Annotated in this window: 19 protein-coding genes; 12 read left to right on the top strand and 7 right to left on the bottom strand. The window is 34.3% G+C overall.

Annotated features, from left to right (window positions below; translation table 11 throughout):
- Positions 1-88 precede the first annotated feature (88 nt).
- The 5 genes from H7350_RS02420 to H7350_RS02400 form a co-directional block, all read right to left on the bottom strand.
- Complete coding sequence (locus H7350_RS02420; RefSeq protein WP_204344275.1) at positions 89-1,702, bottom strand: SGNH/GDSL hydrolase family protein; 1,614 nt, start codon at positions 1,700-1,702, stop codon at positions 89-91.
- A gap of 11 nt (positions 1,703-1,713) precedes the next feature.
- Positions 1,714-4,485 (bottom strand): TonB-dependent receptor, encoded by a 2,772-nt coding sequence (locus H7350_RS02415; protein WP_204344274.1) that lies wholly within the window; start codon positions 4,483-4,485, stop codon positions 1,714-1,716.
- Positions 4,486-4,684: 199 nt separating this feature from the next.
- Positions 4,685-6,532, bottom strand: a complete 1,848-nt coding sequence (gene glmS / locus H7350_RS02410; RefSeq protein ID WP_204344273.1) for a glutamine--fructose-6-phosphate transaminase (isomerizing) — start codon at positions 6,530-6,532, stop codon at positions 4,685-4,687.
- A 2-nt stretch (positions 6,533-6,534) separates the two neighbouring features.
- On the bottom strand, positions 6,535-8,187 hold the full coding sequence (locus tag H7350_RS02405; protein WP_204344272.1) for a BamH family beta-barrel-assembly machinery protein: 1,653 nt from the start codon (positions 8,185-8,187) through the stop codon (positions 6,535-6,537).
- 11 nt (positions 8,188-8,198) lie between these two features.
- Positions 8,199-9,008 carry a glycogen/starch synthase gene (locus H7350_RS02400; protein ID WP_204344271.1) on the bottom strand — a complete coding sequence of 270 codons (810 nt, stop codon included), beginning with the start codon at positions 9,006-9,008 and terminating at the stop codon, positions 8,199-8,201.
- Positions 9,009-9,117: 109 nt separating this feature from the next.
- Here H7350_RS02400 and panC point away from each other — a divergent pair, with 109 nt between their 5' ends.
- The 12 genes from panC to H7350_RS02340 all read left to right on the top strand — a co-directional run bounded on the left by panC (position 9,118) and on the right by H7350_RS02340 (position 24,814).
- Positions 9,118-9,969 (top strand): pantoate--beta-alanine ligase, encoded by an 852-nt coding sequence (gene panC / locus H7350_RS02395; RefSeq protein WP_204344270.1) that lies wholly within the window; start codon positions 9,118-9,120, stop codon positions 9,967-9,969.
- Between the two features lie 13 nt (positions 9,970-9,982).
- Positions 9,983-10,333 carry an aspartate 1-decarboxylase gene (gene panD, locus H7350_RS02390; RefSeq protein WP_008270229.1) on the top strand — a complete coding sequence of 117 codons (351 nt, stop codon included), beginning with the start codon at positions 9,983-9,985 and terminating at the stop codon, positions 10,331-10,333.
- 3 nt (positions 10,334-10,336) lie between these two features.
- Positions 10,337-11,290 carry a lysylphosphatidylglycerol synthase transmembrane domain-containing protein gene (locus H7350_RS02385; protein ID WP_204344269.1) on the top strand — a complete coding sequence of 318 codons (954 nt, stop codon included), beginning with the start codon at positions 10,337-10,339 and terminating at the stop codon, positions 11,288-11,290.
- 36 nt (positions 11,291-11,326) lie between these two features.
- Positions 11,327-12,472: an alpha/beta hydrolase gene (locus H7350_RS02380; RefSeq protein WP_204344268.1), complete on the top strand. Its 1,146-nt coding sequence runs from the start codon at positions 11,327-11,329 to the stop codon at positions 12,470-12,472.
- Between the two features lie 84 nt (positions 12,473-12,556).
- Positions 12,557-13,741: an alpha/beta hydrolase-fold protein gene (locus tag H7350_RS02375; RefSeq protein ID WP_204344267.1), complete on the top strand. Its 1,185-nt coding sequence runs from the start codon at positions 12,557-12,559 to the stop codon at positions 13,739-13,741.
- Positions 13,722-13,880, top strand: coding sequence for a hypothetical protein (locus H7350_RS02370; RefSeq protein ID WP_204344266.1), 159 nt, complete (start codon positions 13,722-13,724; stop codon positions 13,878-13,880). The genes H7350_RS02375 and H7350_RS02370 overlap by 20 nt, the downstream gene beginning before the upstream one ends.
- Positions 13,881-13,939: 59 nt before the next feature.
- A complete protein-coding gene (gene radA, locus H7350_RS02365) occupies positions 13,940-15,298 on the top strand; it encodes a DNA repair protein RadA (RefSeq protein ID WP_204344265.1) in 1,359 nt (452 codons plus the stop codon).
- 245 nt (positions 15,299-15,543) lie between these two features.
- Positions 15,544-19,407 (top strand): LamG-like jellyroll fold domain-containing protein, encoded by a 3,864-nt coding sequence (locus tag H7350_RS02360; protein WP_204344264.1) that lies wholly within the window; start codon positions 15,544-15,546, stop codon positions 19,405-19,407.
- Between the two features lie 85 nt (positions 19,408-19,492).
- The gene (locus tag H7350_RS02355) at positions 19,493-19,963 is read left to right on the top strand and encodes a hypothetical protein (RefSeq protein ID WP_204344263.1); all 471 of its coding nucleotides are present in this window, start codon (positions 19,493-19,495) and stop codon (positions 19,961-19,963) included.
- A gap of 309 nt (positions 19,964-20,272) precedes the next feature.
- A complete protein-coding gene (ileS, locus tag H7350_RS02350; RefSeq protein WP_204344262.1) occupies positions 20,273-23,677 on the top strand; it encodes an isoleucine--tRNA ligase in 3,405 nt (1,134 codons plus the stop codon).
- 4 nt (positions 23,678-23,681) lie between these two features.
- Positions 23,682-24,065 carry a TraR/DksA family transcriptional regulator gene (locus tag H7350_RS02345; RefSeq protein WP_204344261.1) on the top strand — a complete coding sequence of 128 codons (384 nt, stop codon included), beginning with the start codon at positions 23,682-23,684 and terminating at the stop codon, positions 24,063-24,065.
- A 104-nt stretch (positions 24,066-24,169) separates the two neighbouring features.
- Positions 24,170-24,814 carry a lipoprotein signal peptidase gene (locus H7350_RS02340; RefSeq protein WP_204344260.1) on the top strand — a complete coding sequence of 215 codons (645 nt, stop codon included), beginning with the start codon at positions 24,170-24,172 and terminating at the stop codon, positions 24,812-24,814.
- On the opposite strand, the gene H7350_RS02335 is transcribed toward H7350_RS02340, so the two are convergent.
- On the bottom strand, positions 24,811-25,374 hold the full coding sequence (locus H7350_RS02335; RefSeq protein WP_204344259.1) for a 5-formyltetrahydrofolate cyclo-ligase: 564 nt from the start codon (positions 25,372-25,374) through the stop codon (positions 24,811-24,813). The genes H7350_RS02340 and H7350_RS02335 overlap by 4 nt on opposite strands.
- Entirely contained in the window at positions 25,367-26,338 is a 972-nt protein-coding gene (locus tag H7350_RS02330; RefSeq protein WP_204344258.1) for a succinylglutamate desuccinylase/aspartoacylase family protein, read from the bottom strand. Before H7350_RS02330 ends, H7350_RS02335 begins: the two co-directional genes overlap by 8 nt.
- Between the last annotated feature and the right edge of the window lie 10 nt (positions 26,339-26,348).

The raw sequence follows: 26,348 nt of genomic DNA, 5'->3' as shown, positions 1-26,348 counted from the left end.
AGTAATTTTTAAGGCTTTTTTATGTATAAAAAAACACCTTGATTCTGGACATCAGAATCAAGGTGTTTATTATGTGTTGAATTTCTATTTAATCTAAGTAAACACCTGTATAATCTACAGGATTTACCGTAGGTAAATTAGAACCGTATTTCGTATTAATAATGTCAATCATTTGATTGGCTACTACAGAGTAACCTCTTGGTGAAGGATGAACTCCATCAAGTGAGAATGTTCCTCCTGTTACAAAATCTGCAGTCATAAATGCACTACCTGCCTGATAACCGCTTGATGCTACACCATTAAAAAATGTATTCACATCAAAAAAGGCTAAATCAAATTGTGTTGCTAAGTTGCTAATAGTTTGATTAAATGCAGTTGTTGCATTTTGAATTTCAGCTAGCTCAGTAGGAATAACAACCCATTTATCTTCCAAAGGCAATGATACACCTTCAACAGCAAATTGATCTGCTAATGCTTCTGGTAATCCTTGTGACTGTAAGAATGCCGATTGGTCTGCGTTTACAGTACCAATGATTGATGAACTTGGAAGTACAATTAAATCATTAGCATTAGCTTGTCTAGCCTGACCGTAAACAAAACCTAATAAGTTAGCAACAACAGGAGCTGCAGCTGCAGGTAAACCAAAAGATTCTACAAAAGCAGGGAATGTTGGACTGGCATTTAATACACCAGCAATTTGCATCGATAAGTCGGCTAAAGATTCATCCTTGATGACTACTGCGCTTGCTGCTGTTTGAGAAAATACGATTGAACGTTCGGTTGCATTTGGTACACCTTGACTTTCTAAAAAAGCAAACACTTGATTTAATTGTCCGAAAATTCCATTTAATGTTGGAATTTGAGGACCGAATGCTGGGTTAGAAGGGTCTAAAGGAGCAAATGGTACAGTTGTAAAATAAGGAGCATCAGTAACATTTGGAATGTTAGCAATTATCCCATTAGTATTATTTGCAGCTAATGATGACACTAAGGCAGTCATTGCACCATCAAAAGTTGCTTGGTCTGTAATTGGATTAGATCCGTCACCACCAGTTGTTGCATATCCTAAAACATCATTGTTACCAATCCACAGAGAAAAGAATGTTGGATTTTGCGCTAATGCATCTTCTAAAACAGTTGCATTTGGCGACGATGCCATTCTTATAAAGTAAGGATTGGCTGCAGCAGGAAAGTTAGCAATGTTTCCGTATCCAGGTGCTAATAAGTGAAAACTTTTAGCTCCAGGAACTCCCATATTGTTGTATGGTCCAGGGACAACATTAGAAATGTCTGTTGTTGGTGTTCCATTAAAAGAAACAGGCACTTGGTTTACGGGATCGAATACTAATCGAGGTCCTGAAATTGGCATTCCACCAAGTAATAGTCCACCAACATTGTCATTAATAGTTGGTTGCGTAAATGTTCCTCCTCCTGCTAATGCAAATTGTTGTGAAAGAATATTAGGGAAAGAGACTTCCTGTCCTTTCATAAACAGTGAATTATCAGAAAATCCTGCAGTTAGAGAATTTCCTATTGCAACGAAAGTTGAAAAATCTGCAGTTCCACTTGTATATACAGGTGTAGGCGTGTTAACATCTGTTTCTTCAATTAAAGGATCAGCAAGTGTATCATCATCACTCTCACAGGCTGTAAACCCTATCAAAAGTATAGCTAAAAGCCATATGTTATTATTTAATTTCATAGTTGTATTTTTTATTGATTTATAGTCCATGACACAAAGTATTGAGCTCCCACAGCACCAGAACCTGGCGCACTAACATAGTCGTGAGATAAAATATTTGCACCACCTACTTTAAAAGTTGATTTTATCGAAGGAACAGTTAAGTTCACTTGAGCATCTATTATGTTTCTTGCCGGAATAATACCATCAGCAAAAGTCGATTCCCATAAAAATGAATCATTCCATCTCCAGTTAATATTAAAACCAAAGTTTTTTAATAAATCTGTTTTCCCAAAAGATGCTTTTACTTTATGTTCTGGCGTATTAAAATTAGTTTCAAAATCAGGATCTTGACTTTCGTCATAATCTAATTTAGCATAGGTGTAATTTACACCAAAGTCAAATCCGTTTAGGATTTTAGTTTCAACACCTATAGAAGCACCATAAGAGCTTATATCAGCATTTGAATTTGTATAGGTTTGATACGCTTGAAAATCGCCATTTTGTAAGGCTAGCAATGATAGCGTATTATCTCCAACTTCTCCATAAAGAGGTGTTAGTACAGTTCGGTTAGAAATGAAATCCTCATAAGAGTTATAGTATGCACTTAAATCGATGATAAACTTGTTAACTTTACCTCTATATCCAATTTCATATGCAGTAACTCTTTCAGGCTTAACTAAGCTTACATCTGCCGATGCTGGAGCTCCAGCTTCTACTGACGCTAAGCTAAACGCATTTGTATATGCATCACCTCCATTAAGTTGTACAGTGTTCGATCCTGCGATTAGTTGTCCAGCAGTACTTAATTGAGCACTTGTTGCTGTATAACGATCTAAGTTATCAGGAGCTGATCCTACTAAAATAGCACGTCCTGCATTTAAACCAATGAATAAATCTTGAGTAGATGGGTTTCTGAAACCAGTTTGAAAAGATCCACGAATGTTATGTTTTTCATCTTCATCTGCAGTATAGTTAAAAGAAACTCTTGGTGATACAAAACCATCAAAGAACTCAGACTTATCATATCTAATAGAACCTGTTAGTTTTAATCTGTCGTCCATTAATTTTTTCTGAATTTGAGTATAGGCACCATATTCGTTATATTCAATTGGACCATCATTATCAGTATAGATTGTTCCTCCTGAGTTTAAAGAGTATTGTCTCCATGATCCTCCAACCATGATTTCAGCAAAATCGATAAGATGGCTGAAGTTGTAGTTAAGATCTCCATGATAAATTTTAGAGTTATCAGTAAACTTAGAACCAGTTTCTAAATTACCATCTGAAGTAATGGTTTCTAATGCTTGGTCAAATTCAGCAGTTCCAGGTAATAAACGCCCTGTATCTGCAGCAGCTCTAGCGGCAGCATGCGCAGCTGCAATTTGATCTTGAGTTGGGTTAGCAAAAATGCCTTGGCCTGCTAAGTTTCCAATAAAGGCTCCAGCGTAATCTGTAAACCACTCGGTATCTCCTTTCCAGAATCTATTGACGTTAATAGCTGTAAACCTAGTATCGTAAGAATTTCCAGCTTTTTCTGCAGTTGTATAAATTCTAGCAAAAAAGTTGTCATTTCTTACTTCTAATTTATGCTGTTGCATAAAAAAGTCTTGAATTGAATATCTGTTTGCACCTTGATAAATAGTATTACCTCTACCAATTTTAGAGTTTAATACAATTTCGAAATCATCAGCCCAAGGTTTGAAATGCAAAGCAAAATCTGCTTTTAAACTTTCGGCTTCATAATTCATAAGGTCACGTTCTTCATATCCTGTACGGCTAATAGTAGAAGAACCATAATCTGTAGCTACAGGAATTGGTAAAGCACCTGCTGCTATCTCATCAAAGTCTAACGTTGTAGACACTTCATCACCATATATATTTAAACCATCATAAGAAGGGTCTAATCTTGTTTGTCCTGGGTTTTCGAAATCTCTGTAATCTGTAGCAAACCATTCAGTACCATTTAAAAATGACACAGACGCTTTAGCTGCAAACTTATCTGAAAACGCTTTAGCAACTCTTATTCCAGCATCAACAAAATTATTGTCTCCTGCGTTATCACTAGATGTGATTCCTGTTTTTGCATAAAAACTTACACCTTGATGATCAAAAGGGTTCTTACTCGTCATAAACATGATACCATTAAAAGCATTTGCACCATATAATGCAGATGATGCTCCTGGCAGAAGTTCAACGGTATTAACATCTAACTCAGACATCCCTAATAAATTTCCTAAGGCGAAATTTAAAGCAGGAGAGGAGTTGTCCATTCCGTCAACAAGTTGCATAAATCTGTTATTGGCAAAGGTTGCAAAACCTCTAGTGTTAACCGATTTAAAAGTTAAACTGTTTGTATTTAAATCTACACCTTTTAAGTTTTCAATACCATCAAAGAAGGATGGTGCCGATGTATTTTTAATGTCTTTAAGTCCAAAACGCTCCACGGTTACAGGAGATTCAAAAATACGTTCAGGAGTTCTTGAAGCTGAAATAACAACTTCGTCTAGTGAGGTGCCTTCAATCATAGTAATATCTATGGTTTGAGGGTTTGTTGTAATTTCAACTGTTACAGTTTCAAAACCAACACTACTGACTTGAATTGAAAAGGGAGGCTCCTGATCCACTACTAGTGTATAGTTTCCATCGTAATCAGAAATTGTACCTGTGGTTGTACCAACAACAATAATATTGGCACCAGGTAGTGGAATTCCATTATTATCGCTGACTTTACCTTTAACTGTTGTTTGTGCAAATGTAAACACGCAACAAAACAGCATCATAATCTTAATAATTGTCTTCATTTTAGGGAATTAGTTAAATTTAGTAAAGCAATATAAATAATTTAATGATACTGAAATGAAAAAAAGCACAAAAATTATGCACGCATAATATATTTTTAACAAAAAAAGCATCTTAAAATTGCTTTTTGCATAAAAAAATAGGCTGAAAATGAGTTTTATACATTTTCAGCCTATTTTATAAAATGAGTGTAATTTTGTTTTATTCCACAGTAACAGCTTTGGCAAGGTTACGTGGTTGATCTACATTTTTACCTAACATCAATGCGATATGGTAAGATAACAACTGTAGAGGAATCGTAGTTAATAATGGTGTAAGTGATTCAATAGTCTCAGGAACTTCAATTACATGATCTGCTAACGCTTTTACCTGTTGGTCACCTTCAGTAACAATACCAATAATTTTACCTTTTCGAGATTTAATTTCTTGAATGTTACTTACAACTTTTTCATAATGTCCTTTTTTAGTAGCAATAACGACAATTGGCATATTTTCATCAATCAATGCAATAGGCCCATGTTTCATTTCTGCAGCAGGATACCCTTCAGCATGTATGTATGAAATCTCTTTAAGTTTTAATGCGCCTTCTAGTGCAACAGGGAAGTTGTAACCACGTCCTAGGTATAAAAAGTTGTGTACATCTTTATAGATTGCAGCAACAGTTTTGACATAAGCATCAGACTCAAGTGCTTTTTTCACTTTCGCCGGAATTAGTTCTAATTCGATTAAATGATGTCTGTAATCTGAACTAGATATCGTTCCTTTTGCTCTAGCAAGACGAAGCGCAATGAGAGTTAATACTGTAATTTGTGTTGTAAATGCTTTAGTTGAAGCTACTCCAATTTCTGGACCTGCATGTGTATAGGCACCAGCATGAGTTTCTCTGGCAATAGAAGAGCCAACAACGTTACATACTCCAAAAACAAAAGCTCCTTTAGATTTTGCTAGTTTAATTGCGGCCAGTGTATCGGCAGTTTCTCCTGATTGAGAAATAGCAATAACGACATCATTTTCAGTAATTATCGGATTTCTGTATCTAAACTCTGAAGCATATTCAACTTCAACAGGAATACGTGCTAAATCTTCAAATATATATTCTGAAACTAATCCAGCATGCCATGAAGTACCACAGGCAACAACAATGATTCGGTTAGCATTGAGGAATTTTTTCATGTTATCCTCTACGCCAGCCATTTTAATAATCGCTTCATTAGTTAATAACCGACCTCTGAAGGTATCTAAAATAGCATTAGGTTGCTCATAAATTTCTTTGAGCATGAAATGATCATAACCGCCTTTTTCGATTTGCTCTAAGTTGAGCTTTAAGGCTTGAACATAAGGATCAACTAAAGAATCATCTTTAATTTTTCTAATTTTCACACCTTTATGACGACGTACAACTGCCATTTCTTCATCTTCTAAATAAATCGCATTTTTGGTGTATTCAATAAATGGCGATGCATCACTGGCAATAAAAAATTCATCTTCTCCAATACCAATTGCTAAAGGACTTCCTAAGCGAGCAACGACAATTTCATTAGGTTTATTTTTGTCAAAAACAGCAATAGCATAAGCACCTACAACTTGATTTAATGCTATTTGCACAGCTTTACCTAGTTTGGTGTTTTCATTTTTCTTGACATCTTCAATTAAGTTGACTAAAACTTCGGTGTCGGTATCAGATTTAAAAGTATACCCTCTTTTTATAAGTTCTTTTTTTAAGGACTCATAATTTTCGATGATTCCATTATGAATAATAACTAAGTCACCAGAATTTGAGTAATGAGGATGAGAATTTACATCGTTTGGAACACCATGTGTTGCCCAACGTGTATGACCAATACCAAGCGATCCGCTTGTTGAAATTTCCTGTTCGAGTTTGGTTTCTAAGTCAGCAACTTTACCTTTAGTTTTAGATAATTTAATATCTGTACCATCATAAAGCGCTATTCCAGCACTGTCATAACCTCTGTATTCTAATCGTTTTAGTCCCTTGAGAATAATTGGGTAAGCTTCTCTATGTCCTATGTATCCGACAATTCCACACATATTTATTCGTTGTTTGGTTCAGTAAAAAATATTTCTAAATATAGCTTTTTTTCATCGTTAACTGTATTGGTATTGTTTCCAAACAAAACCGTTCCTCTAGGCGAAACAATTGCGCTAACAGGTATCGTTTCGTCTGTGTCTGATGTATTTAAAATATCATATTGAAATGAATTATTTTCTAAGTTGATATTTCCTGATACAGCTAAACCAAGTTTAACATTTGTAGAATCACGTAACAATAGATTGTTAATATGTTCTGTAATTCGGAGTTTATATTTAATACCATCGCCATCAAACTCATCACCTTCTCGTTGTAATCTACCTAAGTGATTGATTCTGGAAAACTCTGGAAACGATGTGTTAGCAATGTCTAAACTATAATCTGGAAGAGGTCTTTGATTATCAATATCGTATATATAGACACGATTTGGTTCGCCTCCATTGACCAAATCCTGATTGACGAAGAATACAAGATTTGCTTCGTTAACTAACTTTTTACTGCTGACAAAATTGCCTTCTTCATCAGTTTCTACAAATTCGTTTTTAAATGTTTCGAAAATATTATTGGTAGAATTATCTTCGTCAATATCATCACCATTAAATAATTTAACTTCAGCAATTGAACCTTGTCCGCCTTTTAGGTATAAACTTTCATCACCTTCAACGTCATTACCTTGTTGGATTGTAAAGTCATTCGATAAGAAGTTCACACGATTGCCATTAAAATTTAGCGTATATGTTCCATCAAGTCTAACTTCTTCTCCAAGATCATTATCTTTTGTGTAATATAATGTGATGTTAGCGCCACTGTTGAGCAAATTTAAAAGCATCATATTTCCTGAACCGTTAATAGGTTCTGCTTTAATATAAATTCCTCTAAAATAATCTCTAAAATTATTAAGGTTACTCAATTCAGGTTCACCTTGCATATCAATAATTTTGCTAAACCAATAACCAACGCCAAGGCTTAGTCGTAAAGAAGGAGCAAGAAGTCCTGTAAGTTCTTCATCTCCATCAGTTAGTCTGATTTGAGTATCACTAGGTACAAAATTATCTAAATCAATGTCACCGTTGTTTACAGGAATTTCTACACCTTCAAGTAATGCAGAACTGATATTATCTAAACCAGTAGACATATTAGAATAATACAACTGAGGTTCGTTAATATTGTCTTCGCTATTTGGGTTAATATCTCTTAGAAAGTAGTTGCTTTCATAAAGAGATAATTTAATTGGTGAACTTCCAAAAACCGAATCCAGATCATATAAGGTTTCGCCTTCTTCAGTTATTTCGGTAGGTGTGCTAAAATATGGAATAGTTAATATTACAGAGTCTAGTTCAACACCCTCACCAAAATCAGGATTTATGGTTGGAGAGGATATTTGCGTAACAACACTTGCAGTTGTCATTCCGTAATTTGGATCATTATAAACCCCTATCATATTTATAGGTAAACTGCTTGTTTGAACAGGGTCTAGTACTTTGGTGTATGCAATAACGTCGAAGTCTTGAGAATTAGTATTAAAATGACTTGCGTTATCATTATTGATAATATCAGAATCAATATCTGAAAAATCTTTATCACAAGCAATAAAGGAGCTTATTAATAGCGCTAATACTGCCAAATTTTTAAGGGCAATTTTTCTTTTTTTCATAAATGTGTTTACTAATCTAAAACTTTAGTGTTGTAAAATTCAGTATAGTGATCGGCAAAATCCTCTAATGGGAAATAGTCTAAAACAGGTTTGTCTGAAGCCTCTAAATACTCATCAAGTTCTTTAGGTAATTCGCTAGACCCTTTTATAAGAGCATCAGAATTGTCTATTGCAACCTTCATGAGATTATTATACGTTGGCTTTTCTAAAATTTCAATTTTACTATCCTCTACATTATCAAATTTCACTTTATTAATCATATTCTTATCTAACGTACCATCAAAGCTTTGATTGTATACAGAGGTCACAATTTTACTTTCTGTAAATAACGGTTCGTTTTTGTAAAATTCTTTTAAGTATAGTGGGAGTAGTGCTGCTAACCAACCATTAACATGTATAATGTCTGGAGACCAGTTTAATTTTTTAACAGTTTCAATAACGCCTTTAGCAAAGAAAATTGCGCGTTCATCATTATCATCAAACAACTTACCATCTTCGTCTGTTAAGGTTGCTTTTCTTTTAAAATACTCTTCGTTATCGATGAAGTAAACTTGTATTCTTTCTTTCGGAATAGAAGCTACCTTGATAATCAAAGGCATATCTAAATCATTGATGACTAGATTAATTCCAGATAATCGAATCACTTCATGGAGTTGATGTCTTCGTTCGTTTATGTTCCCATAACGCGGCATAAATATTCGTATTTGCCCTCCTTGTTTGTTTACCATTTTTGGAGCTTCAAATGACATTGAAGAAATCTCGGTTTCTGGTAAATATGGTACAACCTCAGATGACACATACAATATTCTCTTATCTTTCATAAATCTGTCGTTTTAGGAATTAAAAGTAAAAAACATGCAAAATTACAAAAATTTATGCAGATTGCTAGTAAAATATTAAGTTTGCACGCTGTTAAACTTTTGTTATGGTATGAAGATTTTTAAAACGAAAACAGACTTAATCACCTATGTAGACAAGTTAAAGTCTGAAAAGAAAACCCTTGGTTTTGTACCTACAATGGGAGCGCTACATCAAGGTCATGCATCTTTAATAACACAAGGTTTATTGCAAAATGATTTTGTTGTTGTGAGTATTTTTGTAAACCCAACACAGTTTGACAATAAGGAGGATTTGGTTAAATATCCTCGAACTCTAGACAGTGATGTTGACTTATTAAAGACCGTTTCCGAAGAAAAAATCATAGTATATGCTCCCAGTGTAGATGATATTTATGGTGAACATGTAGAGTCTGTATCTTTTTCATATGATGGTTTAGAGCATGAAATGGAAGGTCGCTTCAGAGAAGGACATTTTGATGGTGTTGGTACTATAGTGAAACGCCTTTTTGAAATTGTAAGACCTGATAAGGCTTATTTTGGAGAAAAAGATTTTCAACAACTAATGATTATCAAAAAACTTGTAGAAAAAAACAACATTCCAGTTACAGTTATTGGGTGTAAAATACACAGAGCTAAAGACGGTTTAGCGATGAGTTCTCGTAATATGAGATTAAAACCAGAATACCGAGAAGCAGCACCTTTTATCTACAAAACTCTTAAGACTGCCAAAGAAAAGTTTGGCACAAAAAGTGCTAATAAGGTTACAGAATGGGTGACTAAGCAATTTGCTACACATGATTTATTAGAGTTAGAATACTTTATTATAGCAGATGTAGAAACGCTCAAAACTGTTAAACGAAAATCAAACCAAAAGTCATATAGGGCGTTTATTGCTGTATATGCAGATGATATTAGACTTATTGACAATATCGCACTAAATTAATTATCTTTGCCTCATGCAAATTCAAGTAGTAAAATCTAAGATTCACAGAGTAAAAGTAACAGGCGCAGACCTTAATTACATTGGTAGTATAACTATTGATGAAGATTTAATGGAAGCCGCAAATATTATTCAAGGTGAAAAAGTTCAAATCGTTAACAATGATAATGGCGAACGCCTAGAAACTTATTGTATTCCTGGACCTAGAAATAGTGGTGAAATAACCTTAAATGGAGCTGCTGCTCGTAAAGTAGCAGTTGGAGATACACTTATCTTAATTACTTATGCGTTTATGGATATTGAAGACGCCAAAGTTTTTAAGCCTTCATTGGTGTTCCCTGATGAGGCTACTAATCTTTTAAAATAAATTTTGAGCCCAAAACTAAAAAAACGCCTAAGGTTAATAATTCCGCTAGCTTTAGCTGTGTTTTTTGGTTGGTTTACTTTTTCTAAGCTACCTATTGATGAAATCATTCCTTATGTTAAGTCTGCTAATTATTGGTGGATAGGTTTAGGTGTGTTTTTTGGCTTTTTAAGTCATTTGTCTAGGGCCTATCGCTGGAAATACCTTCTGGAACCTATGGGATATCAAATAAAATTGCCCAATAGTATTATGGCTGTTTTTATTACTTACCTGGCTAACTACGGTATTCCTAGATCTGGAGAAGTACTAAGGGCTGCTGTATTAACTAATTATGAGAACGTGCCTTTTGAAAAAAGCTTTGGAACTATAGTTGCTGAGCGTATGGCAGATTTAATTGTCATGTTAGGTATTATTACCATAACATTGATTTTAGAATTTGATTTTATTCTCAACCTTCTACAAAAATCATTTCATCCTGAAAAATTAATCCTGTTTGGAGTTATAGGTATTATCATTCTTGTTGCCCTATACATGTTTATAAAACGAAGCCAGTCCAAGTTTGCGGTAAAAGTCAAAACATTTATGACTGGCCTTATGGAAGGTGTTTTGAGTATTTTTAAAATGAAACATAAATGGGCATTTATTGCGCATACCTTATTTATTTGGGGCATGTATTTGTTAATGTTTTATGTGACTACATTTGCATTGCCAGATTTAGACAAGGTTAGTGTTGGTGCTATATTAGTAGCATTTATATCGGCAAGCTTTACAATTGCGGCAACTAATGGAGGAATATTTGTCTATCCTGCCGCTGTTATGGCTGCTTTTACGACATTTCAAATTGCTAAAGACCCAAGCTATGCTTTTGGATGGATTATGTGGTCTTCTCAAACCATAATGATTATAATTGCTGGTAGTTTATCGTTTATATATTTACCAATTTATAATAGAATTAAATAATTTTTTACCTTGCTCTAGTAAATAAACGCAGCCGTCATGAATAAAATTTTCTTACTTATATGTTTTTGCCTTTGTAGTCAAATAACGATATCGCAAGTCATTTACGAAACGATAGAGTCTTCCAGATTAGGAGAATCTAGAGAGATTAAAATTCAATTACCTAGAAATTATGATCCAGAAGGCGATATTTTATATCCATTAGTTGTTGTATTTGATGGTGATTATTTATTTGAACCTATAATTGGTAATGCAGATTACCATTCTTATTGGGGAGACATGCCTAGATCTATTATTGTTGGTGTCAACCAGGCAAAAACCAGAGATGCAGATTTATCATACAGTGATGAAACATATTTTCCGTCTGACGAAGGAGGTTCTCAGTTTTTTGAATTCATTGGTCAGGAGCTTATTCCATATATTAATGATAATTATTTGACCTCAGATTTTAGAATTGTTGTTGGTCATGACCAAAGTGCAAATTTTTTAAATTACTATTTATTTAAAGACAAACCTTTATTTAGAGGATACATCGCATTTAGTCCAGATTTATCTCCGGAAATGTCTGTTCGATTACAAGAAAAACTTGCCACAACTCTTGAAGATACATTTTATTACCTGGCGACTTCTGATAATGACGTTAAAGTATTAAGGGAAGATATCTTAGCTTTTAATACAGGTTTAAGTGCAATTGAGAATGCCAAATTGCACTATAGGTTTGATGATTTTACAGATGCAGATCATTATTCATTAGTAGGACTGGGAATTCCAAAAGCCATTAACGAAATCTTCGGATTATATAAACCAATCAACAAAAAGGAGTATCAAGAAAAAGTCCTTGCTTACGAAGGTAGCCCTTATGATTATCTAATGAAAAAGTATGAGGATATTGAATTTTTCTATGGCTTTGAAAAAAAGGTTGTCGAAAATGATCTTAGAGCTATTTTAGCTGCAGCAAAGAAAAAGAACGATGTTGAAGCATTGAAGAACTTGTCAAAATTAGCAAGAAGAGAATATCCAGAGTCTATGATAAGTGCCTATTATGCTGGTCAGTATTATGAAATGGAAGGTAATATGAAAAAAGCTTTACAAAATTACCAGTCTGGCCTTTTATTAGAAGCTTCAGAGTTTATTTCTAAAGATATGTTGCTGGATAAAATCTACGACATTCAAGATCGAAATTAATTAATTTTATGCATTTCATCGAATAAATTAGTAGTTTAACTTATTTTAGGTATATTTACTGTCCCTAAATTAAACCTACTTAAGATGAAAAATGCCCTACTTTTTATCATCTCGTTATGCTTTTGTGCTCAAATTTCTGCGCAAGTCATTTACGAGACTTTCGAATCTCGAAACCTCAATACAACAAGAGATTTAAAAATTAAGCTTCCAGATGACTATGATCCGGAGTCAGAATTAAAGCACCCTGTAATTATCGTTTTTGATGGTGAGTATTTATTTGAACCTGTAAATGGTCAAGTGAGTTTTCAAACACATTTTGATGAAATGCCAAAATCTATTGTTGTTGGCATCATTCAAGGTGAAGAGCGTTTTTATGATAGCTATTTCGATGAGGTATCAGGTTTGCCATTTGAATCAGGTGATCGCTTTTATAAATTTGTTGAGCAAGAATTAATTCCGCATATAGATGCCAATTACAATACCAGTAAATTTAAAGTAGCCGTAGGTCACAATATCATGGGTAATTTTATTAATGCCTTTTTATTTCATGAGGAACCAGTATTTCAGGCGTATATTAATTTAAGTCCAGATTTTAAAGGGACAATGGGCAAAAATGTGGTAACGCGTTTGGAGTGGTTAGAAGATGATATTTTCTATTATATGGCAACTTCAGATGGAGACATAAAACCTATTAGAGAGACTATTTTAACGGCTCACGAAACATTAAAAACGAACGATAACCAACACTTAACCTATTACTTTGATGAGCTTAAAGGCGATTCGCATTATCAGTTAGTAACTGGTGCTTTGTCTAAAGCTATGGATCGTATTTTTGAATTGTATAAACCTCTTGATGAGAAAGAACTTAAAGAAAAAGTACTTCCATATGAAGGTACTTTAGATGATTATATTGTTGATCGCTATAAGCGTATTGATGATTTGTTCGGAATTTTTAAGCCTATTTCAGAAGAAGAACTACAACAGCTTATCACAGTTGCCGAAGAGCGCAAAGATTTAGAATCGATACAAAAAATTGGAAAATTAGCTAATAAACTTAACCCTAGATCGTCTTTTGGTACTTATTATATGGCACAATATGCTGAAAAATCAGGAAAGACTAAAAAGGCAGTAAAACTTTACGAATCTGCTTTAATACTTGATGAAATGGCTCACATCAACAGAGATTTTATCATGTCGCATGTAGAAGACTTAAAAGTAGTAGCCGAGGATAGTGAAAAAGAAGATGATGATGAAGACGAAGAAAACTAAATACAGTATTTATTCTACCGATTACTTTTTTGAAGGTATATATCATAAAATAAAGGCTTCAATTTTATCGATTAACCGTTCAAAATTAGCAGCAATTAAAATGCTGTTTATTGTGAGTTGGTTTAAAGATATCAATTAAAAAATCTTAATTTAGCTGAAACTTTAATTCTTGAATTTCCGAGGCTTCGGAAAACGAATATGGCTAAATTAAAAACGACCTTTTTTTGTCAAAACTGTGGTTCACAATATTCTAAGTGGCAGGGTCAGTGTACGGCTTGTAAAGAGTGGAATACCATTACAGAAGAAGTAATTCAGAAACCAGAAAAGAGTGACTGGAAAACACCTGCCAACACCTCTAAGCGCGCCTCCAAACCCTTAAAAATTAATGAAATTGACACTTCGCAAGAAGCAAGGTTAAATACTTTAGATGAGGAGTTTAATCGTGTTCTAGGTGGAGGTTTAACGCCTGGATCATTAACGCTTTTAGGAGGAGAGCCAGGTATTGGTAAAAGCACACTGCTACTTCAAATAGCACTAAAATTACCTTATAAAACCTTATACGTTTCAGGTGAAGAAAGCCAAAAGCAAATTAAAATGCGTGCTGAACGTATTTATCCCAATTCTAATAATTGCTATATTCTTACAGAAACCAAAACCCAAAATATTTTTAAGCAAATAGAAACTTTACAACCAGACATTGTGGTTGTAGATTCGATTCAAACATTGCATAGTGACTATATCGAGTCTTCTTCTGGTAGTATATCTCAAATCAAAGAATGTACAACAGAGCTCATCAAATTTGCAAAAGAAACATCAACTCCAGTTATTTTGATTGGTCATATTACTAAAGACGGAAACATTGCCGGACCAAAAATATTGGAACATATGGTCGATACCGTTTTGCAGTTTGAAGGTGATCGCAATCATATTTTCAGAATTTTAAGAGCTAATAAAAATCGGTTTGGTTCTACAAACGAATTAGGTATTTATGAAATGCAAGGGTCAGGGTTGAGAGAAGTGTCTAACCCTTCAGAGATTTTAATTTCTCAAAAGGATGAAGAATTATCCGGAAATGCCATCGCAGCAACTTTAGAAGGTATGCGTCCACTAATGATAGAAACTCAGGCACTTGTAAGTACAGCCGTGTACGGAACACCACAACGAAGTGCCACAGGTTTCAATGCCAAACGACTCAATATGCTACTTGCAGTTTTAGAAAAACGTGCAGGCTTTCGACTTGGAGCTAAAGATGTGTTTTTAAATATTACAGGTGGAATTACAGTTGATGACCCAGCTATTGATTTAGCCGTTGTTGCTGCTATCTTGTCTTCTAATGAAGATGAAGCAATACCAAAAGATTTTTGTTTTGCAGCTGAAGTTGGATTATCAGGTGAAATTAGACCAGTGCAGCGTGTGGAACAACGTATTTTAGAGGCTGAAAAACTAGGGTTTTCAACCATTTTTGTATCTAAATACAATAAAATTACTTTAAAAGACACCTCTATTAAAATTCAACGGATTTCTAAAATTGAAGATCTGGTTGGTTTTCTGGTTTAAAAAGGCTCATTTCACTAGTTTTTAAACGCTTTTTTTGGTATTTCATTTCAGGTAATTTACATTTCAACTGATTTCTCAAACACTTTATCTAATAAGCACTGCAGAGGCTTTGTTCAATATCGAACAAATGCTTACTATTGTACTGAATATGAGGTAAATTAGTATAGTTAAGATCTTCATATTCAATAGATGTCCCTCTAATAAATCTACTGGACTTATAGTCTGAAATTATTGACCGTTGTGCTATGAAGCTAAAACTACTACATTTAGTATTAATCCTACTGCTATTTTCAGTTCCACAATTTTCTTATACCCAAGATACTGATGGAGATACTATTATCGATTCAATTGATGAAGATGATGATAACGATGGTATTTTGGATGTTATTGAGCAAGGTAGCTCCATAATTACAGCTAATGAATGTGGTGCTGAAAACGATTTTGATTTTTCTAATCCTCCAACAGAAGAAGTTGGAGATGGTTTAACATATACTGAACTTACAGGTGAAGTCTTTAGGTTTGCTGATGTAGGTGTCGGTATTGATGCCATTATGACTGTTAATAGTTTTGTTAATGCAACTTGTGATTTGTTAGATGATAATTCATCGCAAACGCCCTACTTAAAGCCAGGTGTACGATCTACTAGTTTAACAGCAGGAGAAGAAGGCTACGCCGAGTTTAAAGTTGAATTTGTAACGTCAGGAACATTTACACCTATCGTAGTCCCAGAAGTATTTATCAATCTTAATGATATTGATGGTGATAATCTCAAAGCTGAGCGTGTTAAAATTCCAACTCCTTACAGTTATGTTATTGATGATCCAACAGATGTTACGATAACCCAACAAGACGATTTCCTAGTAGCTACCTCAGGAAATGTTAATTATCAAGGTACCTCAAATGCATTCTCAACAATTAATGTAAAAGCCAGATATTTTGATTTATCGAGCATCACGTTCCAGCTAGGAGTACTTGCTAGAGCAAATATTAATAATGTTGTTAGGTATTTTAGTTTAGAATTTTCTTGTGTTACGAATTTCACAAACCCTGTTATTGTCTATACAGATGCCGACAATGACGGAATACCTAATTATAAAGATATTGATAGTGATAATGATGGAATTCCAGATAATGTAGAAGCACAATCAACTATTGGTTATTTACCACCATCGGGAAGTGTAAACGCTGCAGGTGTTTATACAAATTATCCAAGTGGAGGATTTACAGCTATTGATACAGATGGCGATGGCATACTGGATTTTCTTGATGATGATTCTGATAACGATGGTATCCCTGATATCTCTGAAAATGGCATGGCTAATGCTGTTTCAGGAAACGATACAGACAACGATGGACTAGATGATATTTTCGAATCTACAGTTAACGATCCAATCTACGATGTAAATGAGGATATCAACGACCCTACAGATTTATCAATTTTACCTGATGCAGATGGCGATTTAGCCTCAGGAGGTGATTTAGATTATCGCGATTTATTTGATACTAATCCGCCAGTAGCCTCTAACTTAGATTTGGATGGTCTTGACGATTATTTATCGTGTAATGGTTTCTTAAACGATTTAGACCAAGTGACTATTATGGCTTGGGTAAAAATAGATCCAGAAAATGCAGTGCAGAGCCTTTCTACTATTGCAGGTGAAGATGTTTCATGCCGATTAGTTGCAAAGGATGGCAATATGTTAGGCTTTACTTTAAGAACTCCTGCCGGAACTGTCACAGCTTACCCTACATCTGGTGTAAATTATAACGAATGGCACCATGTCGTTGGAACATTTTCTAATGCTACAGGAGCCGTGTTTTTATACATTGATGGCGAATTAGTTTCTGATACGATTTACACCAATCATATTGGTGAAAAAACTCAGAATTCAAGTGATTCTAATGGTAATTTTGAAATTGGTAGAAAATCAAGTGATATAACGAATAAAGAATATTTCAACGGAAAAGTCGATGAGGTTCGCATTTTTGATATAGCCTTATCAAAAAGTCAAATTCAACAAATTGTATTTCAGGAAATAGAAAATAATGCTGGTGTTTTAAGAGGAAAAGTGATTCCTAAGGATATTGTTGATGTTACAAATTCAAATACAGTATCATGGTCAAACCTTCTGGCTTATTACCCAATGACTGATATTAAAAATAATATTACAACAGACTTTTCTCTTAACTCAAACACCTTACGTTTAAATAATATTACCACCTTACAAGAGCAAACAGCTCCTATGCCATTCGAAACACATGCTGATGGTGATTGGAGCGCAGAAACAACTTGGTTGCATGGTGATGTCTGGGATATTGAAAATGCTGCAACAAATAAAGACTGGAGCATCGTTAAGGTCAACAATAATGTGGTTTCTACAAATTCGCATACGCATCTAGGTTTATTTATTGATGCGAATAAAAAATTAACTATAAATGGTGATCATAAAGTAGAAAACTCCTGGTATTTTGAGCTCAACGGAACACTGGATTTAAGCGATGATTCACAATTAGTCCAAGGTGAAAAGAGTGATTTGGTAACGTCATCTGCAGGGAAAATATTAAGACGTCAAGAAGGAAATTCGAGTGTGTATTGGTACAACTACTGGGCTTCTCCTGTAGGCATTTCTTCAGCGTCATCATTGATAGATAATAATACAAGTACTAATCATCCAAATAACAGTGATTTTGCATTAAACCTATTAAAAAAAGGAGATGGTAATGCCATACAATTTACAAGTGCACACCATCAAATAGGTCGAGTGAGTACTCGTTGGCTATATACTTACCAAAATGGAGTCACATACAATGATTATGTGTCAATTACTCAAAATACAGCCATACAGCCTGGAGTTGGCTATACTCAAAAAGGAACAGGAACAACAGATTCAGAACAACAATATCTATTTGAAGGGAAACCTAATAACGGAACTATAACTATTAGTGTTACCGATACAGGTGGAAGCGGTTCAGTCCCTTCAATTTCAAAAACAGATTATTTATTAGGAAATCCATATCCTTCAGCAATTGATGTACATGAGTTTATCGATGATAATGCAGGTGTTATTGGTGGTTCAATTCAATTATGGCAGCAATGGAGTGGTGACTCACATTTCTTAAGTGATTATAATGGTGGTTATGCGGTAGTGAATAAAATAGGATCGGTAAGAGCATCTCAATTTATTGGTTTAGATGGAGGAAGTAGCGGGCTAGAAGAAGGAACTAAACTACCAACGCGATACTTGCCTGTCGGACAAGGATTCGTGACCGAAATTATATCTAATGGAGCAGTTACTTTTAAAAATAGTCAGCGACTTTTTATAAAAGAAGCCGATGCTAACGGAACATCAGATACAGGTGCTGTGTTTATGAGAAATGATGGTTCTCAAAGTAATGAAACAACTTCTGAAGCTAATGCTGTAATGCAAAAAATTCGTTTAGAATTTACTTCTGTTGATGGTCCTTCATCACGTCGAGAGTTGTTATTAGGATTTAGCGACTTTACTTCCGATGCTTACGATTATGGGTACGATGCTAAAAATTCAAATGAGAATGATGATGATTTAAATTTGTTATTAGATGATGAATTAATGCTAATACAATCATACAGTTCTATTTCCGATGAAAAATCAGTACCATTAGCTTTAAATGCATCAGGAAACTATAGTTATGCGATTAAAGCAACGCATTTTGAGAATATTGATAATGACCAACCTGTTTATTTAAAAGATAACTTTACAGGTGCTTATTTTGATTTGAAAACGAACCAATCTTATGAATTCACTTCGGAAACAGGCGTATTTCATACAAGATTTGAAATAGTATTTCAATTAGAAGGTGATACACTATCTACCGAAGACGATAATTATCAATACAATCTTATCTATTTTAATAATGATACGGATAAGCTGTTTGCTAAAGGACTTCAAACGGATGTTGATCAACTTTTACTGCTTAATATTTTAGGGCAATCTGTAAGAGAGTTTTCTAATGTTAGCGCCGATGATTTAGATAATGGACTTGAGATTTCAAATGTAAACTCTGGGACTTATGTCGTGTACCTTAAAATGAAATCTCGTGTGGAAACCAAAAAAATTATAATCAATTAAATATTTGATACAAATTAAAGTAAGGCTGTTTCAGTTTTTGAAATGGCCTTTTTTATTTTCTATTTATATGACGTACTTTAGTAAAATGAGAAATTGTTTAGCGTTTTTAATAGTAGTTTTAGTTGTGTTTTCTTGTGGAAATAAAACAGTTAAAACAGAGGAGTCATTTATCAAAACAACACAAGATTATATTGCCGAAATAGATAATAACGCCAGTTTAACTGAAGAGTTTACTGAAGGTGCTTTAACCGATAAGGATGGCTTTAAAGATGTCGGACGATTTAAATACTCAGTACTTTTTGATAAAAGCTCTGGAGAGCTCTTCAGAATAAAAAATACCGAAATTTCAAATACAACTGTTCAGGAAAGCTACTATTTTCATAAGCATAATCTGGTGTGTATAATCTCAAGTACAGCAGGTCAACCCGTTAAAAAAATCTATTCTGAAGGATTTAAAAATGTGGTGTCCAAAACCAATGTCAGTGATCAGGAAGCTAAACTCCTTTTGGATAAGGCTAAGCGATTTAAAAATGACCATTATCGTATTTTAGATTAAACGGATAAACACGTTCAAAAAATCGATTCTCATGTGACTTTTTACGGGTATCAGTGTCTTATTAAATGAACACTAATTCTTCGTACTTCCAATGAAAAACACAAAAAGAATCTTATCCTTAATAGCCTTACTTATTCTGTTAAAGATTATCTTTTTTTAATTCGTTTTTTGCTCTTTTTCAAACCTTGGCTAATATATCTTTGTTATTCAAGTTTACATGTTCGTCTCACATTCTCTTTTTTGCCCTTTACACACATATAATTTTATCAAAATTCCTTAATTTCGCGACTCGATTAGAATATTGATATCATGAGCGCTAAATTTCCTGAATATAAAGGACTTGACTTACCTAAAGTTGCAGAAGACATTCTTAACTACTGGGAAGAAAACGACATCTTTGAAAAAAGTATCTCCACAAGAGAAGGTCATAAACCTTACGTCTTTTTTGAAGGACCACCTTCTGCAAATGGATTACCTGGAGTACACCATGTTTTAGCACGTGCTATCAAAGATATTTTCCCACGTTATAAAACGATGAAAGGCTTTCAAGTAAAACGTAAAGCTGGTTGGGATACGCATGGTTTGCCTATTGAATTAGGCGTAGAAAAAGAATTGGGCATCACAAAAGAAGATATTGGGAAAACCATTTCTGTCGAAGATTATAACGCAGCTTGCCGTAAAGCAGTCATGCGTTATACCGATGTTTGGAATGACCTTACAGAAAAAATGGGATACTGGGTCAACATGGACGATCCATATATCACCTACGATCCAAAATACATGGAGAGCGTTTGGTGGTTGCTTAAACAAATTTATAACAAAAGCTTACTATATAAAGGTTATACTATACAACCTTATTCGCCTAAAGCTGGGACTGGTTTAAGTTCGCATGAGCTCAATCAACCAGGAACTTATCAGGATGTAACCGATACTACTGTTGTTGCACAGTTTAAGGCAAATGAAAACTCATTACCAGAATTTCTACAAAACGAAGGCGATATCTACTTCCTGGCATGGACGACAACACCTTGGACGCTTCCTAGTAATACGGCATTAACTGTAGGGCCAAAGATTGATTATGTATTGGTAGAAACTTATAACCAGTATACATTTCAACCTATGAATGTGATTCTGGCTAAAAAATTAGTGAACTATCAATTCTCTGGAAAGTTTCATTTGGTGGATGATAAATCTGAATTGTTAGCCTATAATTCAGGAGATAAAAAGATTCCTTACTATGTGGTTAAAGAGTTTAAAGGTGCTGATTTAGTCGGAATTACCTACGAACAATTGCTGCCATATGTACTTCCAAATGATAATCCGCAAGATGCCTTTAGAGTCATTTCTGGTGATTTCGTGACTACCGAAGACGGGACAGGTATTGTACATACTGCACCTACTTTTGGAGCTGATGATGCTTTAGTTGCCAAACAAGCAACACCAGAAGTGCCGCCTCTATTAGTTAAAGATGAAAACGGTAATTTGGTACCTCTTGTTGATTTACAAGGTCGTTTTAGACCAGAGCTAGGTGAGTTTGCAGGAAAATATGTGAAGAACGAATATTACAATGATGGGGAAGCACCTGAGCGCTCGGTTGATGTTGAGCTTGCCATCAAATTAAAAGAAGAAAACAAAGCCTTTAAGGTTGAAAAATATAAACACAGTTACCCTAATTGCTGGCGTACAGATAAACCCATACTTTACTATCCGTTAGATTCATGGTTTATTAAAGTAACCGATGTGAAAACGCGAATGGTAGAATTGAATAATACCATCAACTGGAAACCTGAATCTACAGGAACTGGACGCTTCGGAAACTGGCTCGCCAACGCCAATGATTGGAATTTATCCCGTTCACGCTATTGGGGAATTCCACTACCAATTTGGAGAACTGAAGATGGCACAGAAGAACTTTGTATTGGTTCGGTTGAAGAACTTAAAAATGAAATGGCAAAAGCCGTTGAAGCAGGTGTGCTTTCAAAAGATATATTTGCCGATTTTGAAGTCGGGAATAATTCCGATGAAAACTATTCTAAAATCGATTTGCATAAAAATATCGTTGATGAGATTGTATTGGTTTCTCCAAAAGGACAACCAATGAAACGTGAAAGTGATTTAATTGATGTATGGTTCGATTCTGGTTCTATGCCTTATGCACAATGGCACTATCCGTTTGAAAATAAAGAGCTCATTGATGATAATAAATCATTTCCAGCCGATTTTATAGCCGAAGGTGTTGATCAAACTCGTGGCTGGTTTTATACTTTACACGCTATTGGAACGATGGTGTTTGACTCTGTAGCCTATAAAAACGTCGTGTCTAATGGTTTAGTTTTGGATAAGAACGGACAAAAAATGTCTAAGCGTCTTGGTAATGCAACCGATCCTTTTGAAACCTTAGGGAACTATGGTGCTGATGCTACTCGTTGGTATATGATTATGAATGCCAATCCTTGGGACAATTTAAAATTTGATTTAGATGGTATTGAAGAGGTGAAACGTAAGTTCTTCGGAACGCTTTACAACACCTATTCGTTCTTTACTTTATATACAAATCTTGATACATTCACTTATGCTGAAGCTGATATTCCATTAGCTGAACGCCCAGAAATTGACCGTTGGATTTTATCCGAATTGCATACTTTAATTCAAAAAGTTGACGAATATTATGCCGAATATGAGCCGACAAAAGCAGCAAGAGCTATTTCAGAATTTACGCAAGATTATTTAAGTAACTGGTATGTGCGTTTAAGTAGAAGACGTTTCTGGAAAGGCGATTATCAAACCGATAAAATTTCAGCATACCAAACCTTGTACACATGTATGGTAACTATCGCTAAGTTAGGAGCACCAATAGCGCCTTTCTTTATGGATCGTTTGTATATGGATTTAAATTCTGTTACTCAAAAGGAAGCTTTTGAAAGTGTGCATTTGGCAGATTTCCCAACCTTTGATGCTTGCTATGTAGACAAGAGTTTGGAACGTAAAATGGAAAGCGCTCAAACAATTTCTTCATTAGTATTGTCGTTAAGAGCTAAAGAAAAAATTAAAGTGCGTCAGCCATTACAAAAAATTATGATTCCTATTGATAGTCAAACACAAAAGGACGAAATTTTAGCGGTTGCCGATTTGATTAAATCTGAAGTCAATGTCAAAAATGTTGAGGTTTTAGAGGACGCTTCAGATATATTGGTAAAACAAATAAAGCCAAATTTCAAAGTATTAGGTCCGCGTTTTGGACAAGATATGAAAGCTGTAGCTCAGGCGATTAACAACTTTAATGCTGATGATATTAAAAAAATCGAGCAAAACGGAGTTTTAGTCGTTGAAATTAATGGAAAAAGTATTACATTAGAACAATCAGATGTTGAGATTACATCCAAAGATATTGAAGGTTGGCTTGTGGCTAGTTCGGGAGCTTTAACTGTCGCATTAGATGTAACACTGACCGAAGATTTAAGAAAAGAAGGTATTGCAAGAGAATTGGTAAATAGGATTCAGAACTTACGCAAAGACTCAGGTTTTGAACTTACAGATAGAATTGCAGTACAGTTTAAAAGAGACGAACAAATTATTAACGCAATAAACACAAATTTAGAGTACATAAAAACCGAAACATTAACCGATGAATTGGAAATTTTAGAAGACTTAAATAATGGTATAGAAATTGCCTTTGATGATGTAAATACCAAGTTGTTTATTAAAAAATTGTAGAATTATGGGAGCAAATAATACCGTAAGATATTCTGATAAAGATTTAAATGAGTTTAAAGCGCTTATTCAGGATAAAATAGAAAAAGCACAGCATGATTTAGAACTTATCAAAAGTGCTTATATGAATGATCATAACAATGGAACAGATGATACATCACCAACCTTTAAGGCATTTGATGAAGGTAGTGCCGTTATGAGCAAAGAATCTAATTCTCAGTTAGCGATTCGTCAAGAAAAGTTTATTCGTGATCTTAAAAATGCCTTAATCCGAATTGAAAATAAAACCTATGGTATTTGCAGAGTTACAGGAAAACTAATCAATAGAAAGCGATTAGAATTAGTGCCTCATGCAACATTGAGTATAGAAGCTAAAAATATGCAGAAGTAAATTTTTATCATTTCAATATACAAAACGTCTCTTTTGAGACGTTTTTTTATAGGCGTAACGTTTATCAATAATAATCCTATTTTTGTGGTTTCTAATACAGAACAATGTCTTTAAAAAAAGCAACACTCCTTATCATCCTTATATTACTTATTGATCAGATAAGTAAAATTTATATCAAGACTCATTTTGCACTAAACGATAAAACCATAATTTTTGATTGGTTTCAAATCGCGTTTGTAGAAAATGAAGGTATGGCTTGGGGAACAAAATTGAGTGATTTTATAACATTTATGTCAGACAGAACTGCAAAAGTATGTTTGACGGTTTTTAGGATTTTAGCCGTTATCGGAATTGCATACTGGTTAAAAAAATCAATAAAAAACGCTGGTTCTAAAACATTAATCTTTGCGATTTCACTTATTCTGGCAGGAGCAGTTGGAAATATAATAGATTCTGTATTTTACGGAGTTTTATTCGATTCAAGTTCTGGACAGGTTGCTTCATTTTTGCCTGAACAAGGCTATGATACATTATTTCATGGTAAAGTTGTAGATATGCTTCATTTTCCTATCTGGAGTGGATATTTACCCGATTGGATTCCGTATTTTGGAGGCAAGTCATTTAGTTTCTTCGACCCTGTCTTTAATATAGCAGATATGGCAATTAGCACAGGAATTGGAATTTTAATAGTCTTTAATAAGCGTGTTTTTACTGTTTCAGAAAAACCTAAAACAACCGTTGAAGCTTAAAACTTATAAACCTTTTCAGGAGTTACGCAATAATCTAATTTAATATCGCCTTCAAAAACATCGGTAACAAGCGTAGCACTATCAAAAAATGAAAGACCTATTTTGATCGTATCTGGTCTGCATTTCGCTAAAAATTTATCATAGAAACCTTTGCCGTAGCCTACACGATTTCCAGTGTTATCAAATGCGAGAAGCGGAATAAATACCACATCAATTTGTTTAGGATCGATAGAAATGCCATCAATTGGCTCTGGAATATTCCATCGGTTTTTTTTGATTTTAGTACTATCCGTAAGTAAGTAGTGCGACATGTCTAAAGTCTGAAAATCACTCTTAGAAATGACGATATGTTTATCTTTTCCGGAGAGAATATTTAAAATATAATCTGTATTAACCTCATTGTGTTCTGTAATCGACAGAAATAAGTGATAAAACTCATAGTCCCAGATAGCTAAAGTGAGAAGCTGGTTTGCAATATTTAGACTTAGCGTTTCAACTTGTTCTTGAGACAGTTTATTTCGTAACAATTTATGCACGCTTCGCAATTGATCCTTAGTCATCTTTTACCTGTGTTGAAATATGGAAAATAGCATCGCCTTGATATGTGATTGGAGATTCGTTAATATTAAAAATGTACCCATCATTTGGCGCTTTTATAAAATGGTTAAAACTTCCGTAAGGATCGGTTATATTACCAATGATATCACCTTTTTGTACTTTGGTGTTAATTGTAACTGTAGATTTAAACATGCCAGAGTAGTTGGCGCGAATCCATTTGCTATCTGAAATAAACACACAGGATTTTTTAGGCTTTGAGACTTTAAATTTACTGCTAAGCATTCCTAAATGATGCAATACTCGTTTAGCACCATTTACACCTGTATTTGTAATGGTGTTATCAATATTAAATGATTTTCCACCTTCAAAAAGCAATATCGGAATTCCTAATTTATAGCAGGTGTTTCTAAAAGATTTGTTGAGGTTTTTTGAATATAAAACAAAAGGAGCTCCAAAAACTTTTGCGAGTTCTTTTAAGTTTTTTTCGCCTTTAATAATTCTAACCTGAGCAGCATTAAATCGATCGGCACCACCAGTGTGAAAATCCATTACCAAATCGGCATGTGGTAAAATTTCAGTTACAAGTTTAAAAGCCACTCTACTGGCTAGAGATCCACCTTTAATTCCAGGAAATACGCGATTTAAATCTCGTCCATCAGGAAATTCACGATTTAAATTAATAAAACCAAACACATTAATTACAGGTACACAAATGATAGTTCCTTTTTTAGGCTTGTTAATGCCTTTAGCGATAATTTGTCTGACAATTTCAACACCATTAATTTCATCACCATGAATACCAGCGGTTATTAAAATGGTTGGTCCAGGTTTTTTTGAACGCTCAATAATGACAGGAACATCAATACTATTTTGTGTATGAAGTTTGGCGACATTAAAACTTACTGTAGCACTTTTCCCTAAAGGCACCTCTTCTCCAAGAATTTCTAAGATCTCTTTGTTGCTCATTGTAGTGTTG

This window comes from Psychroserpens algicola (assembly GCF_014526325.1).
Classification (GTDB): domain Bacteria; phylum Bacteroidota; class Bacteroidia; order Flavobacteriales; family Flavobacteriaceae; genus Psychroserpens; species Psychroserpens algicola.
This window is presented reverse-complemented; position numbering and strand designations above follow the sequence as displayed.

Excerpts from the sequence above, each read along its gene's own strand:
- H7350_RS02420 (WP_204344275.1), bottom strand. The coding sequence starts at position 1,702 with ATGAAATTAAATAATAACATATGGCTTTTAGCTATACTTTTGATAGGG.
- H7350_RS02415 (WP_204344274.1), bottom strand. The coding sequence starts at position 4,485 with ATGAAGACAATTATTAAGATTATGATGCTGTTTTGTTGCGTGTTTACA.
- glmS (WP_204344273.1), bottom strand. The coding sequence starts at position 6,532 with ATGTGTGGAATTGTCGGATACATAGGACATAGAGAAGCTTACCCAATT.
- H7350_RS02405 (WP_204344272.1), bottom strand. The coding sequence starts at position 8,187 with ATGAAAAAAAGAAAAATTGCCCTTAAAAATTTGGCAGTATTAGCGCTA.
- H7350_RS02400 (WP_204344271.1), bottom strand. The coding sequence starts at position 9,008 with ATGAAAGATAAGAGAATATTGTATGTGTCATCTGAGGTTGTACCATAT.
- panC (WP_204344270.1), top strand. The coding sequence starts at position 9,118 with ATGAAGATTTTTAAAACGAAAACAGACTTAATCACCTATGTAGACAAG.
- panD (WP_008270229.1), top strand. The coding sequence starts at position 9,983 with ATGCAAATTCAAGTAGTAAAATCTAAGATTCACAGAGTAAAAGTAACA.
- H7350_RS02380 (WP_204344268.1), top strand. The coding sequence starts at position 11,327 with ATGAATAAAATTTTCTTACTTATATGTTTTTGCCTTTGTAGTCAAATA.
- H7350_RS02375 (WP_204344267.1), top strand. The coding sequence starts at position 12,557 with ATGAAAAATGCCCTACTTTTTATCATCTCGTTATGCTTTTGTGCTCAA.
- H7350_RS02370 (WP_204344266.1), top strand. The coding sequence starts at position 13,722 with ATGAAGACGAAGAAAACTAAATACAGTATTTATTCTACCGATTACTTT.
- radA (WP_204344265.1), top strand. The coding sequence starts at position 13,940 with ATGGCTAAATTAAAAACGACCTTTTTTTGTCAAAACTGTGGTTCACAA.
- H7350_RS02360 (WP_204344264.1), top strand. The coding sequence starts at position 15,544 with ATGAAGCTAAAACTACTACATTTAGTATTAATCCTACTGCTATTTTCA.
- H7350_RS02355 (WP_204344263.1), top strand. The coding sequence starts at position 19,493 with ATGAGAAATTGTTTAGCGTTTTTAATAGTAGTTTTAGTTGTGTTTTCT.
- ileS (WP_204344262.1), top strand. The coding sequence starts at position 20,273 with ATGAGCGCTAAATTTCCTGAATATAAAGGACTTGACTTACCTAAAGTT.
- H7350_RS02345 (WP_204344261.1), top strand. The coding sequence starts at position 23,682 with ATGGGAGCAAATAATACCGTAAGATATTCTGATAAAGATTTAAATGAG.
- H7350_RS02340 (WP_204344260.1), top strand. The coding sequence starts at position 24,170 with ATGTCTTTAAAAAAAGCAACACTCCTTATCATCCTTATATTACTTATT.
- H7350_RS02335 (WP_204344259.1), bottom strand. The coding sequence starts at position 25,374 with ATGACTAAGGATCAATTGCGAAGCGTGCATAAATTGTTACGAAATAAA.
- H7350_RS02330 (WP_204344258.1), bottom strand. The coding sequence starts at position 26,338 with ATGAGCAACAAAGAGATCTTAGAAATTCTTGGAGAAGAGGTGCCTTTA.